9 protein-coding genes are annotated in these 14,161 nt (G+C 69.7%); 1 reads left to right on the top strand and 8 read right to left on the bottom strand.

Going from position 1 to position 14,161, the window contains the following annotated elements:
* Positions 1–167: 167 nt before the first annotated feature.
* Positions 168–743, top strand: coding sequence for an HlyD family secretion protein (locus AB4Z27_RS00110; protein ID WP_092294812.1), 576 nt, complete (start codon positions 168–170; stop codon positions 741–743).
* Here AB4Z27_RS00110 and AB4Z27_RS00105 read toward each other — a convergent pair.
* From AB4Z27_RS00105 to AB4Z27_RS00070, 8 genes are all read right to left on the bottom strand, one after another.
* Complete coding sequence (locus AB4Z27_RS00105) at positions 735–2,252, bottom strand: MFS transporter (RefSeq protein ID WP_092294814.1); 1,518 nt, start codon at positions 2,250–2,252, stop codon at positions 735–737. The genes AB4Z27_RS00110 and AB4Z27_RS00105 overlap by 9 nt on opposite strands.
* A gap of 208 nt (positions 2,253–2,460) precedes the next feature.
* Positions 2,461–8,028, bottom strand: a complete 5,568-nt coding sequence (locus tag AB4Z27_RS00100) for a trifunctional serine/threonine-protein kinase/ATP-binding protein/sensor histidine kinase (RefSeq protein ID WP_441643700.1) — start codon at positions 8,026–8,028, stop codon at positions 2,461–2,463.
* 78 nt (positions 8,029–8,106) lie between these two features.
* The gene (locus AB4Z27_RS00095) at positions 8,107–8,496 is read right to left on the bottom strand and encodes a response regulator transcription factor (RefSeq protein WP_255370819.1); all 390 of its coding nucleotides are present in this window, start codon (positions 8,494–8,496) and stop codon (positions 8,107–8,109) included.
* Positions 8,497–8,680: 184 nt separating this feature from the next.
* Entirely contained in the window at positions 8,681–9,799 is a 1,119-nt protein-coding gene (locus AB4Z27_RS00090; RefSeq protein WP_092294820.1) for a porin, read from the bottom strand.
* A 4-nt stretch (positions 9,800–9,803) separates the two neighbouring features.
* Positions 9,804–10,091, bottom strand: coding sequence for a XapX domain-containing protein (locus tag AB4Z27_RS00085; protein ID WP_092294822.1), 288 nt, complete (start codon positions 10,089–10,091; stop codon positions 9,804–9,806).
* Positions 10,092–10,117: 26 nt separating this feature from the next.
* Positions 10,118–11,749, bottom strand: a complete 1,632-nt coding sequence (locus AB4Z27_RS00080) for an MFS transporter (RefSeq protein ID WP_441592761.1) — start codon at positions 11,747–11,749, stop codon at positions 10,118–10,120.
* 4 nt (positions 11,750–11,753) lie between these two features.
* Entirely contained in the window at positions 11,754–12,179 is a 426-nt protein-coding gene (locus AB4Z27_RS00075; RefSeq protein ID WP_092294826.1) for a DoxX family protein, read from the bottom strand.
* A 36-nt stretch (positions 12,180–12,215) separates the two neighbouring features.
* On the bottom strand, positions 12,216–14,153 hold the full coding sequence (locus tag AB4Z27_RS00070) for an amidohydrolase (protein ID WP_092294828.1): 1,938 nt from the start codon (positions 14,151–14,153) through the stop codon (positions 12,216–12,218).
* Positions 14,154–14,161: the final 8 nt, after the last annotated feature.

The following is a 14,161-nucleotide window of genomic DNA, read 5'->3' as shown; positions in this document are numbered from 1 at the left end:
GATGCCGCCAATCGGCCACAGGTTTGCGGCGTGTGACACGAAGGTATAGGCACCCGCCCTAGCGGCGTTCCAATCGACAAAAAGCCGGCGGACGCGCCATCCTCGCAGCACCGGCGTGCCAACAATTCGCTCCGAGGGGGKCCTGCTCCCGTATTCAAGGAGTTGTCATGAATATCCAGTCGCGTTCATCGGCGGGACGGCCGCTTGCCGCCGCGTGCGCCGCTGCCTGTGCGATGGCGGGCCTCGCCGCCGTTGTCGGGCACTGGTGGATCGAGGGGCGCCATTTCGAATCCACGGATGACGCTTATGTGGCCGGCAAGATCGTGGATGCCGCGCCGCGCGCTGCCGGCGCAGTGGTGGCGATCGTTGCCCCGGACACGCGGGGCGTGCCATCAGACGCGGTGTGGGTCGATGCGCGGTTCAAGAAGCACCAGCTTGCGCGGCTGCGCGCCGGCCAGCCGGTGACGTTGTACGCCGACGCATATGGCGCGAAGGTGCGCTATCACGGCACGGTGGCCGGATTCTCGGCAAGGAACGGTGCGGCGCTCACGCCGCAACCCGCCCACGGCGCCATCTGCCAATGGATCAAGCCGCCGCAGCGGTTGCCGGTGCGCATCGCGCTGAACCGGGCGGAACTCGCCGCCCATCCGCTGCGTGTGGGGTTGTCGATGTACGTGACGGTAGACGTGCGTACGCGGACCGGGCAGGGCCAGGTGGTATCGAACCAGAGGCCGCTAGCGTAGCGCGCGCTGCCAGATGGCGACGGCAGCGATGCCCAGGCAGATGACGGCGACCACCGCCAGCATGTTCGCCGACGCCACCAGCACGGCCTGCTGGTCGATTAACTGCGACAGCGTGGCCAGCGCGGTGGCGTCGAGCGGGGCGGGCAGCCCGTAGGGCGTGACACGGCCAATGAGGTGCGTGCGCGCCACGGCTTCCCCGGCCTGCAGCCACTGCCCGGCCAGTCCGGTGCCGCCCATCAGCGCCACCTGCCGGAGGATGTTCTTGAACTGGTAGGCGTGGGGGAAGTCCTCGAGCGAGGTCTCCATGAAGGTGAGTTTGGCGACGAGGATCAGCGTGAACGGCAGCGCCACGCTTTGCAGCAGCAGCGCTGGCAGGACGGCGGAGACGGGCAGCCCGTCCGACAGGCGCGTGGCGAACAGCCACGCCGCCGCCGCCGTCATGCCGTAGCCGAGCGCCAGGTAGCGCCGCGCGCCGGGCAGGCGCGATCCCATCAGCATGAAGGCGACGCCGGCCACCAGCCCGCCGAGCGCCGACAGGGTCAGCACCATGCCGGTGGTCTCGAACGTGAAACCGAGGCCGAGCTGCATCACGTTGGAGACCGTAAAGGTCCAGAGTCCACTCAGGCAGGCAAAGATCGAGTAATAGGCCAGCCCCGTGAAGTAGCGGCGGCCGTTCAGGCGGCGCGGGCTGAGCCAGGCGTCCGGCGCGCGGTGCAGCCGGATGAAGGCGAGCACGACGACGACCAGACCGGCCAGCGGCGCGGCGGCCACGCGCAGGGAGTCGCCGGTGGCATAGAGCCGCAGCGAGGCCAGGCCATGCACCAGCACCAGCGCGCCGGCGCCGACCAGCAGCACGGTGAGCCAGTCCATGCCGGCCACGTCGTCGAGGTCCGGCGTGCGTGGCGGGCGGGCGCGGTGCGGGTAGACGCAGAATACGAACAGGGCCGTCAGCGCGGCCAGCAGCGCCTGCACGAGGAAGATCATGCGCCAGCCGGTGTCGAGCATCAGCGTGGCGGTCAGCCAGGGCGCAATCGCCGGCAGGCCAATCGTGCCAATCACGAAGCCCGTCAGCAGCCGTGGGCGCTCCGCTGGCGTGGCAATCAGCTGGATCAACACGCGCGACGCCGAGAACAGCCCGCCGGCGCCCAGCCCCTGCACCGCCAGTGCCGCGGACAGTTCCGCGACGTTGGACGACGCGGCGCACAGCAGGCAGCCGACGAAGGCGATGACGAGGCCGAGCAGCGTGAAGCCGCGGTAGCTGAGATCGTCGGCGAGGCGCCGCGTCAGCAGGTTGGCGACGATGGCCGCACCGGCATACGCGGTCAGGCACCACAGGAAGTCGTCGGGCGTGGCGTAGATGCCGGCGCGGATGTGGAGCGTCCCGGTGGCGAGCATCGACGTGGCGACGAAGTCCACGCCCGTTGCGCAGCCCAGCGCGAGGCCCAGCCACTGCACGCGCGCCCGGGACAGCTCGGGGAGCGCCTCCAGCGGTACCGCGTCAGCCGGCATGCTGCGCAAGAGGAAGCGTGAAGGGGAAGGCGATTCGGGACATGCATCTCTCCGGGGATCAGGCCGGCATCCGGCAGGTCTCCAGCTTAGGCGTGTCCCGCCGCCAGCACACTCGTCCCCGCGCATGGGGGCGCCTGTGCATCGGTTTGTGACGACTATCCCCGGGTATGGAATGTCTGGAATGTGCGGCGGCTGGCGCTCCGGTCCCTCACCCGCCCAGCGGCCAACACAGCGGCAGCGTGAACGAGAACTCGGTGCCGTGCGGCGTGCGCGCCGTGGCGCGGAGCCGGCCCTTGTGGGCTTCGACGATGGAGCGGCAGATGGCCAGCCCCATGCCCATGCCGTTCTCCTTGGTCGTGTAGAACGGTTCGAACACCTGGTCGATGGCGCCCTCGTCGAGCCCCGCCCCGGTGTCCGAAACGCTGACTTCCAGCATGTTGTCGCCGGTGATGCGCGTGCCCATCGTCAGCAGGCGGGCGCGGTTGGTGATGTCGCCCATCGCCTCCACGGCATTGACCACGAGGTTCAGCAGCACCTGCTGGAGCTGCACGCCGTCACCGAACACGCAGAAGGCGTCGGCATGCAGCGCCAGTTGCACGGACACCTGCCGGCGTTCGATCTCGCTGCGCGAGATGGCGAGGATATGGCGGATGGACTCGTGCATGTCCACCTCGGCCAGCACGGGCGCGGCGTTGCGCGTAAGCCCCTGCAGGCTGCGGATCATGTCGCCGGCGCGCTGCCCCTCGCTGGCGATGGCCTGGAGGCCCTCGCGCGCGTACTCGATCTCGGGCTTGCTGCGCGCCAGCCAGCGCAGGCTTGCGCCGGCATTCGAGACGATGGACATCAGCGGCTGGTTGATCTCGTGAGCGATGGAGGCCGTGAGCTGGCCCACCGTGGTGGCACGCGCCACCCGCGCGAGGTCGGCCTGCGCGTTGCGCAGCGCGTCGTCGGCATGGCGGCGCGTGGTCACGTCCGTGACCGTGCCGACGTACTCGAGTATCTCGCCGTCCGTCACCAGCGGCTTGCCAATGCCTTCCACATGGCGGACCGCGCCGTCGCCGCGCACGATGCGGTACTCCAGGTGGATGGGCACCTTGTCGGACACGCACTGGATGATGGTGTGCAGCGCGGCGGCGCGGTCGTCGGGATGCATCCGGGCGCCGAAATCCTCCAGCGCGAAGTGGGCGCGCGCCGTGTCGAGTTCGAAGATGCGGCGCATCTCATCGGAGCAAGAGATCGCTTGCAGCCGCAGGTCCCAGCGCCAGCTACCGGTGTGGCTGACGCTCTCGCCCATGCTCAGCGAGGCCTGGCTCGCACGCAGCGCGCGTTCCACCTGCTGCCGGCGGTCGTTCTCGGCCAGCAGGTCTTCGTAGAGCCGTGCCGTGCGCAGCGAAATAGCGGCCTGCGAGGCGATCAGTTCGAGCACCTCGGTCTGCTCGGGCGTGAAGCCGTCGCCGAGCAGGCGATTTTCGAGGTACAGCGCGCCAATCAGCGTGTTGTGCCGCGACATCGGGATGCAGATGGCCGCGCACTGCGTGTGGGCCGCGAAGTAGGGGTCGAGCCCGAACGGGTTGGTGCCGGTCGCGTGGCCCACCATCACCGGTCGGCCGGTGCGGATGACGGTGTGGAACATCGACATCGGCAGGTCATCGGCGGCGGGGGCGCCCTGCGCCAGCTGCACGCGGATACCGGCGGGCGAGGTGTGGGCGCGCGCCTCGATGATCGGCGCCTTGCCCTGGAGGCGGATCAGCAGCCCMCGCTGCGCGGCGGCGTATTCGAGCGTGATGGTCATCAGCGTGTCCACCAGYTTGTCGAGCCGGATCTCGTCGGTCAGCGCGCGCGAGGCGCGGATCACGCTTTCCACGTCGCGGATGCGCTTGCCGTTGGCGAGCACATAGGCCGGGCCACGCGCCGCATCGAACAATTGCGGGTAGGTGGCGGCCATGTGGCGAGCCTTGCCCGTCGCGCCCCATTGCCGATAGCGGTCATGCGCCGCGCGCAGGTGGCCGCGTGCGGCGGTGGTCAGGCCGGCCGCCATGCAATAGTGGCCGGCGCGTTCGTGCGCCAGCGCGGCCGTGTGCACGAAGCCGTGCGCCGTGGCATGGGCGATGGCCTGCTCGTAGCGCGTCATCGCTCCCAGTCCGTCGCCATCGAGCCGCGCCAGCTCCCCTTCCACGAGCAGCGCCTTGTCGGTGAAGGTGAKCGGATTGGCGTCGGCCCAGCGGCGCAGCTTGCTGGCGTCCTCGGTAAGCGTGGCGCGCGCCGCCGCGTCGGGCGTGCTGGCGGCCAGCGTCAGCGCGCGATAGAGATGGAAATCGACCTGATGGATATGGGCCGGCGCGGACCACGCGAGCGTCCCGGCCGTCTCCAGGCTCGCGGCGGCTTCGGCGTGCCTGCCAGCCAGGTATTGCAGCGTGGCGCGATAGAGCCAGTACCAGAACTCCAGCGTGGACATGCGCTCCCGCGCCGGCGTGCGGGCGAGGTCGTGGCCGTCGAGCGCGGTGGGCGCGTCGGCGCCGAGCGGGAATTCCGCTTCGCGCAGCCCGTCGACAAAGCGCTGTTGCAGCAGCAGGATGGCTTCCACGTCGTGGAAGCCGGTCTGCCGCACGAAGTTGAGTCCGCTGGTGATTTCGGCGGAAACCTCGTCGAGCGTGTCGCCGCGTGCTAGCCGGTTGCTCACCAGATGGCAGCAGAGGAAACACGCCGTGGTCACGTCGCCGTTGGCGACGCCGGCCGCGAAGCCCGCCCGGGCGCAGTCGGTCGAGTAGCCCAGCGGCTGCGTCCACACGCTGAGCTGGTCGAGCGGCAGCAGCGTGCGGGCTTCATACGCGACGTAGCCATGCCGCGTGACCAGTTCCCGCGCCATCTCGCCGTAGCGGAAGCCGTCCTCGTAGGCCGCGAAGCGGTGGCAGACCAGCACGCCGAGCCAGCCCAGCGCAGCGGTGGACGGGCCGCTGATGCCGTGCGCGAGCGTCAGCCACATCATCTCGCACAGCTCCAGGAACACCAGGTGCTCGTCGACGAAACTGGCGGGCACGGAGAGCGCGGCCAGCAGCGCCATGGCCGCCTTCACATCGGGGTCCGACATCTGCGGAAGGTGCGCCAGCGCCTTGAGTCCAGGGCGATCCAGCCGCGCCGCGATGGCCCGGTAGGCGGCGTCGGCGTCCGCTGCCGATGGATGCGCGGACAGCGAAATGCCGAACATCCGCAGCCCCCGGATGGCCGTTTCCACCGCCAGCGCGTTCTCCGAGCGCCGGGTATGCAGTTCGGTCTTGAGCCGGTAGACCTCGGCAAGCTGGCGGGCGGGCGCGTCCGCATCGAGCAGCGTTTCGGCCAGCGTCAGCGCCTCCGGCAGCCGGCCTTGCTGGAGCAGGCACGCGCAGCGCTCGCGCAGCAGCGCGAATTCCACCTCGCCGGCACCGGCATGGCCTTGCACACGCGCGGTGCGCACGAAGGCGAGGCCGGCGGTGACGGCGTCCAGCGCGGCCGGATAGGCGATGGCGCGGCGTGCGCGCGTGGCGGCGGCCAGGCTCAGCCGCGCGGACTGGATGGCCTCGTCGGCATCGGTGATCAGCTCTACCACCTGCGCCAGCATCTCGGTGGCGCGGAACAGGGTGTCGTCGCGCAGGGTGCCTTCGGCCGTATCGGAGGCATCGCGCAGCAGCCGGCCTACGCGCAGGTGCACGCGGTCGCGCTCCTCGGGCGTCAGCAGCGCGTGGGCGGCCTCCTGCACGCGGTCGTGCGAGAACACGTAGTGGGGCTCCTGCAGGCCGATGGCGTCGGCGGCGCGCGCCGGGGCCAGCAGGGCGTGCAGCGCCCCTTCCTCCACCTCGAACGCGGCGCAGACCAGCGCCACGTCCGACTGCCGGCCCAGGCACGCCATGCCGCCGAGCAGTTGGCGCGTGCGCGGCGGCAGCCGCTCCAGGCGCTGGAGCACCATGTCGGCGACGTTGTCGGTGTAGGCGTGCTGCGCAATGCGCTGGAAGTCGTACTGCCAGCTGCCCTCGTCGGGCGAGTAGGTGACGAGCCGGTCATCGACCATGGTCTTGATGAACTGGCCGACGAAGAACGGGTTGCCGAAGGTCTTGGCGTGGACCAGCCCCGCCAGCGGCTGGAGGTCGCGGCGGCGGGCGCGCAGCGTTTCGGCCAGCAGCGTGCCGACAGCCTCCACGTCGAGTGGTTGCAGCGCGAGATGGTGGTCCTGCGGGCGATCTTGTGGGGGATCTACCGATCGACCGTCTGATTGACCCAGCGCATCGCCCGCCGCTCGCGTGCTGCCCACGAGCAGCAGCGGCAGCGGCGTGGCGCAGTCCAGCAGGCGCGCCAGTAGCTGCCGGGAAGATGGGTCGAGCCACTGGAAATCCTCGATCACCAGCACCAGCGGACGCTCCGGCAGCCCGAACGTGCCGACGAGGTTGCGCATCGCCAGATCGAAATGCACGGCCGTATCGGCGCCGCTCCCCCTCGGCGGGGCGGGCAGCGGGCCGGTCAGCGCCGCGAGCGCGGGCGCGATGCCCACGGCGGTGCGCGCATACGGGCCCAGGCTGTGGCTGACGCGCGCCTGCCAGTGGCGCACGCGCTCCTCGGGCTGGCCGAGGATGTCGATGACCAGCCCGTGGAAGGCTTCCGCGATAGCCGCGTAGGGGGTCTCGTGCCGGAACTGGTCGGCCTTGCCCACCGCGCAGCAGACCTGCTGCTGGCGCAGGCCATCGACAAACGCCCGCATCAGGGCGGACTTGCCGATGCCGGACGGCCCGCTTACCGTCACCAGCGCATGCTGGCCCGTGAGGGCGACGTGCGCGTAGGCTTCGGCGAGTTCGCGCAGCTCGGCGTCGCGGGCGTGGAGCCGGTCCGGCAGTTCGAGTTCGGCGGGCTGGTCGCGGCGGCCCAGTTCGAAGACGTCGATGCGGCCGAGCGTGCTCCACGCGGCCCGGCAACGCCGGATATCCGCTTCCAGCCCCGCCGCGGACTGGTAGCGCCGGCTCGGGCGCTTGTCGAGCAGCTTCATGATCAGCAGCGACAGCGCTTCCGGCACGCCGGCCGCCAGCCGATGGGGCGGCAGCGGTTCGCTGGCCACGTGGGCGTGGATCCACTCGTTGGCGTCGGCCGGATCGCGCGCGGCGAACGGTAGCTGGCCCGTGGCCAGGCGGTAGAGCACCACGCCGAGCGAATAGAGGTCGCTGCGCGCGTCCAGCCCGTTGCGGGTGCGGCCGGTGTGCTCGGGCGACATATAGGCCAGCCCCTCGCTCCCGGCCAGCGTGTGGGGCGCCAGCGCGTCGGCGATGTCACACTGCTGCGCGGCGGCCAGCCCGAAGCGCGTGAGCCGGCACCGGCCGTGCGCGTCGACGAGCAGGGCCGACGGCATGATCGCCTTGTGGATCAGCCCCGCCTCGTGCGCGGCACGCAGGGCCTGGCTGGCACTCTCGGCAACGGACAGCAGCCGTGTCACCGGCAGCGGCGCGGGCGGCAAGTTCGCCAGCGGCACCGCGCCGGTGTCCTCGTACACCAGTGCCACGCCGCCCTGGTACTGCACGCAGGCGCGCGGCACCATCGCCCAGGCCGGTTGCAGCAGGGCGACGAGACCGAATTCATTGTGGAACCGGCGCACGGCCTCGCCCTCGGTGAGTACCGACGCCGCGTGCGCCACCAGCAGGATGCTGCCATCCTCGACGTGGAAGCCGCGCGAGAGCGCGACGATGCCGTTGTGGCAGAGCGGCGTGAGGGCGTACTCGTCCAGCGATACTGCGGCGGCCTGGCTTGTGTCGTACGGCGTCATCGTGAGGCGTCTATTGCTGGCCGCCGCACCGGTGGGGCTGGTGCGGACAACGGGGCGGGGGTGGGGCGTTGCGCCGCGCTAGGCGCCGGGATCTTCCGGGGCGGGCGCCAGCGCGCGCTCGATGCACGCAATGATAGCCGTGTCGAGGAAAGGCTTGTGCAGGAAGCATGCCGCGCCGGCGGCCACGGCGCGGGCTTCGTAGCCCGCCTGCGCGAACGCGGTCATGAAGATCACGGGCATGTGCAGGTCGCGCGCCCGCAGGGCCTCGCACAGCTCGAACCCGTTCATCTCGGGCATCTGTACGTCGGTTATCAGGCAGGAAACCGTATCGAGGGCGGCCGATTGCAGCAGTTCCTCGCCGCTGCCGTACAGCGCGACGGCGAGGTCGAACGAGCGCACGAGCCGTCCCAGGGCGTGTCGGACCGACGCGTCGTCGTCGACGATGGCGATCACCGGGGTGGCAGTCACACGGGATTCCTTGAGTAGTCCGGAGCGATGACGGGGCCGATTCGGGGCCCCCATCGCTTGCTCACAGCATACTGCCAGGCGGGCGCGGCCCATATCATACGGTGGTATTGTCGGCGCCCGTCCCACACGGCAGCCGCGCCGGACCGCGCSGGCGGACTCATACCTAGGTATGTCTTGCAGCGCTTCAGAAATAGTGGCGCATGCCCAGGGCAAAGGTCTGCGGATCGGCCCCCGCGCTGACGCCAAGCTCGTTGATGGCGAAGTCGTAGACCGCGTTCGGGCGGTTGTTGATCCGGCTATACCAGGCGAACAGGGCCGTGCGCTTGGAGAGCGGGTAGTCGTAGCCAACCGTCACCTGCGTGGCGCCCGTGCCGGAGCCGCTCCGGAAAAAGCCGACGGTGTCCGTGGACGAGCCCGTGCCATTGGCGGCATAGGCGAAGCCGATCCGCACGCTGCCGGGGCCGAGCTGCTGCACCAGCGAGGCATAGTAGCCGTTGCGCTGGAGGTCGCCGGTGTCGGTGCGGTAGTGCAGGTGCTCGTAGATGGCGGAGACGCGCGTGCCGGCGAACAGCTGGTAGGCCACGCCGACCTTGATGGCGTCGTCGTTGCGGCCGGCGGCCTGGTAGTGCTGGTGCACCTCGTAGGCCAGGGTGGCGTTCAGCGGGCCGCGCTCGTAGACCGCCGCCGCCGAGTACAGCGCCGGATTGCGCGCCACGGTGGTCTTCTCCTCCGGCAGCCCCCAGCCCAGCCAGACGCTTACGCCACCGAACTGCGGCGAGCGATATTGCACGATGTTCTTCTGGCGGCGATCGAACGAACTGGTGTCCTGCACGTTGTCCGACGAGGACGTGGAGCCGTTGCCGATCAGCGCCATGTAGCCGGCGGTGGTCGGGTAGTACGGGTCGTAGGCCGCCGTCGACTCGGTATAGGGCGTCTGCCAGTGCCCCATGAACAGCAGGCCGTAGTCGCCCTGGAGGCCGACGCGCGAGTTGCGGCTGGCGATCTGGCCCTGGCCGGTATCGAGCGACAGGTTGCTCTCGATCTGCCACAGCGCCTTCAGGCTGCCGCCGAGACCTTCCTCGCCGCGCAGGCCGAACACGGAGCGGTAGTTGGTCTGCCGCACCACGCTGCCCAGCGCGGTGCCGTCGGTGGCCGTGCTGGCGCGGCTATATTCGATGGCCGTGTTGAGGCGGCCGTAGATGGTCACGGAACTCTGCGCTGCGGCAGGCCCGCCGGCCACGCACAGTCCCAACCCCAACCCCAGCGCGGCGACGCGCGGCGATACAAGACGTCGGTACGGCATGGGGTCAGCGCTGGCTCTCGTTGGGGTTGGCGGCCTCGGCCTTGTTGGCTGCGGTCAGCGTGCTGGGCGGCGCGCCGGTGATCTTCGGCACGCATTCGCTGTGGAACCACGCGGCGGTGACCGGCTCGCCGGCCAGCATGCGCTTGATCGGCGGCACGACCTGCTCGCCGATCAGCATGCCCAGCAGGCCGATCAGTGCCACCACGGGCGGCGCCGGGGAGCGCACCTGCATCAGCGCGTAGATGATGCCGACGAGAATGCCGGCGCCCAGGGAGACGAGATAGAGCTTCATGATGGTCTCGATATGAATGGGAGGGGTCAGACAGCCGGCTTGCCCGGGGGCAGGCCAACGCCCAGCAGGTGGCGCACGCGGGGCGGCGTGGCGCCGGTGTGGTAGCGCGTGACATCGCGCTGGAGGTCGGCGTCGGCGTGGTGCACGCGCTCGTGCTGGCGCATGTGTTCGGCCCAGGATTCGACCAGGAACCACTCGGTCAGCAGTTCGGGGTCGGCCGGGTCCTCCATCACGCCCCAGTTGAACGCGCCGTCGCGCAGGCGCTCGTCGGACAGCTTGTGCACGGCGCGCAGGAAGGCGTCGCGGTCCGCGGCGGTGACGCAGTACTCGATCAGGATCATGACCGGGCCACGGTCCTGGGCGATCTCACCCGCCATCTCCGGCTGAGGCCAGTGCCGTGCCGGGACAAGGTCTTCCTCGCCCTGCGGCAGGCGCAGGCGGTGCAGGAGCAGCGCGGCCACGACCAGCCCCGCCGCCGCGATCAGCAGCGCGTTCGGCGTGCCGGTCTCTTGTGCCACGAAGCCCCACAGCAGGCTGCCGCCGGCCATCGCCCCGTTGAACACCATCTGGTAGACCGCCAGCGCACGGCCGCGCACCCAGTTCGGCAGAATCGCCTGCGCCACGCCGCCGAGCGTGGTCAGCGCGGAAATCCATGCCGCACCGAGCAGCAACAGCAGCGGCAGGGCGATCCAGACCGGCGGCGCCACGGACAGCACCGCCATGACGCCCGCCGTGACGAGGGCGGAGAGCAGCACCATGCCATCGGCATCGAGCCGGCGTTGCAGCTTGGGCATGATCAGCGCGCCGAGGATGGCGCCGGCGCCCACGCCGCCCAGCAGCACGCCGTAGAGGCTGGCGCCCCCGTGCAGCAACTGCTTGGCGACCAGCGGCAGCAGCGCCCAGATGCTGCTGCCGAACGCGAAATGGACGGCGGCGCGCGCCAGTACTACGTGGAGTTGGCTGTGGGCGCGCGTGAAGCGCAGGCCGGCGCGGAAGGCGCCGAAGAAATGCTCGCGCAGCGGGTCGGTGGCGCGCTCGGGGCGCTTCCACCAGAGCAGCGCGGCAATCACGAAGATATAGCTGAGCAGGTCCAGCCCGTAGGTGGTGGCCGCGCCGAACGCGGCCAGCAGCAGGCCGCCGGCAGCAGGCCCGATGGCGCGCGCGATGTTCACGCCCAGCGCGTTGAGCGCCACGGCGCGCTTCAGCTCCTGCATCGGCACCAGTTCCGGCACGATCGACTGCCASGTGGGCCCCATCATGGCCGCGCCGATGCCGCCGGCGAAGGCCATCGCGATCAGGATCTCGATGGTTAGCGCCTGATTCCAGGCGAGCAGCATCAGCGTGCCGCTGACCGCCGCCATGCCGAACTGGATGACGATCAGGAAGCGGCGCCGGTCGAGGATGTCCGACAGCACGCCGGCCGGAATGGCCAGCAGGAACACGGGCAGCGTGGCGGCGGCCTGGATCGTGGCCACGGCGGCGGGGGAGGAAGACAGGTCCGTGGCCAGCCATGCGCTGGCCACGTCGCGCATAAAGCTGCCGATGTTGCCGAGAATGGTGGCGGCCCAGAGCACGGCGAACGTGCTCTGGGCGAGCGGTGCGAAGGTGCCGCCGGCAGGGCTGGCGGCAGTGGTGGAGGAGGAGCGGGAATCGGCCATGGAATCAGTGTCTGCGGAGGTCTTCCCACGCCACGAGCACGAAGGCCCCGGCCAGGCCCAGATGCTCGAAGAAGGCGTTGGCGAGCATGAAGCGGGCTTCGGGCGGCGCGCTCCAGAAGCGGTTGGCCATGAACGTGGCGGCGACCGTGAACACGGCCAGCGCCAGCGCGCCCAGCCAGCGCCAGCGGCCGAGCAGAATCAGCGCGGCGGCGCCCAGCTCCAGCACGATCGTGGCGACGGCCATGGGCACGGCCGGCGTGAGGCCGAAGTGCTCCATCTCGGCCACCGCGCCGGGGAAGTCGAACAGCTTGACGAGGCCGCCCTGGATATAGGCGCCGCAGAGCAGCAGTAGGGCGACCCAGCGCACCCAGCGCGGCAGGATGCCCGAGCCGGCCGTGGCCGATCTCATCGAGGAAGTGGTATCAGCCATGGCCGGTCTCCGGTCAGCAATCAAGGAACAGGGGCATCAGAACGCCCAGCACGAGCAGCCCAGCGCGCCCCAGAACGAGCTTTCGTCAGCCGTCGGCACGCTCGACGTCCACGCCTTGGCGTGCGCGTGGCCGTGCACGCCGCAGGAGCTGGCGCAGCCGCAGGCGGTGGCCAGCGCGAGAGCCTTCGCTTGCGGGCGCGGCTGGTACTGGCTGCCGTGGCGGGCCGGCGACCAGTCCGGCATGGCTGGCGGAATCTCGGGCGAGAGCTTGTTGAACTCGCTGTCGCCGTAGACCACCTTGCCGCCCAGGATCGTCATCACCGAGGTGATGTCCTGGATGTCGTCGCCCGGCACGCTGAAGTAGTCCTGCGACAGCACGGCCACGTCGGCCAGCTGGCCCACCTTGATCTGGCCCTTCTTGCCGACTTCCGACGAGAACCACGTGTTGGCCTCGGTCCAGAGGCGCAGCGCGGTTTCGCGGTCGAGCAGGTTGGCCTGCGGGTACATCGCCATGCCGCCCACGGTCTTGCCCGTGGTCAGCCAGTACAGCGAGACCCACGGGTTGTAGGACGCCACGCGCGTGGCATCGGTGCCGGCGCCCACCTTGACGCCTTTCTCCAGCATCCGCTTGATCGGCGGCGTGGCCTCGGCGGCCTTGGCACCGTAGCGTTCGACGAAGTACTCGCCCTGGTAGGCCATGCGGTGCTGCACGGCGATGCCGCCGCCCAATGCCGCGATGCGGTCGATATTGCGATCGGTGATGGTCTCGGCGTGGTCGAAGAACCAGTTCAGGCCGTCGAACGGGATGTCCTTGGCCACTTTCTCGTAGACATCCAGCGCGCGCGTGATGGTCTCGTTGTAGGTGGCGTGCAGGCGCCACGGCCAGCGCTTCTCGGCCAGCAGGCGGATCACGGGCTCGAGGTCGCCTTCCATCGACGGGGGCATGTCGGGCCGCTCGACGCGGAAGTCCTCGAAGTCGGCCGCGGTGTAGACCAGCATCTCGCCGGCGCCATTGTGGCGGTAGAGATCATCGCCCTGGCCCGGCTTGACGGTCGAGGTCCAGGTCTTGAAGTCGCTCAGTTCTTCCTTGGGCTTCTGCGTGAACAGGTTATAGGCCAGCCGCACCGTGAGCTGGCCTTCCTTATGCAGTTCCTCGATGATGTTGTAGTCATCGGGATAGTTCTGGTAGCCGCCGCCGGCGTCGATCACGCCGGTCACGCCGAGCCGGTTCACTTCGCGCATGAAGTGGCGCGTGGAGTTCTTCTGGTACTCCGGCGGCAGCTTCGGGCCCTTGGCCAGCGTGGCGTACAGGATGGTAGCGTTGGGCTTGGCCAGCAGCAGGCCCGTGGGGTTGCCAGCCTTGTCGTGCACGATCTCGCCGCCCGGGGGATTCGGGGTGTCTTTGTTGTAGCCCACCGCACGCAGCGCGGCGCCGTTGAGGATGGCGCGGTCGTACAGGTGGAGGATGAAGACCGGGGTGTCCGGCGCGGCGGCGTTCAGTTCCTCGATGGTGGGCAGGCGTTTCTCGGCGAACTGGTGCTCGGTGAAGCCACCCACCACGCGCACCCATTGCGGAGCCGGGGTACGGGCCACCTGGTCCTTGAGCATGCGCATGGCGTCYGCCAGCGAGCGCACGCCGTCCCAGCGCAGTTCCATGTTGTAGTTCAGGCCACCCCGGATGATGTGCATGTGGCTGTCGATCAGCCCGGGAATGGCCCGCCGGCCGTTCAGGTCGACGATCTTCGTCTGCGTGCCGGCCAGTTTCATGATGTCCTGGCGCGTGCCCACGCCGACGAAGCGGCCATTCTGGATGGCGACGGCATCGGCCTGGGGGTTGGCGCGGTCGAGCGTGGCGAACTTGCCGTTGACAAGGATGAGGTCTGGCGTGGCGGATGTCATGGCGAAGAGCTCCGAAGAAGCCGCCGCACCGAGTGCGGCAGCCGAGGCAATGAAATGCCGGCGGGTAACTGACATGGTGCGGC

Origin of the sequence: Cupriavidus sp. KB_39 (assembly GCF_052114485.1) — a bacterium.
Taxonomy (GTDB): Bacteria; Pseudomonadota; Gammaproteobacteria; order Burkholderiales; family Burkholderiaceae; genus Cupriavidus.
The sequence above is the reverse complement of the archived record's forward strand: the minus strand, read 5'-3'. Positions and strand labels throughout refer to the sequence as shown.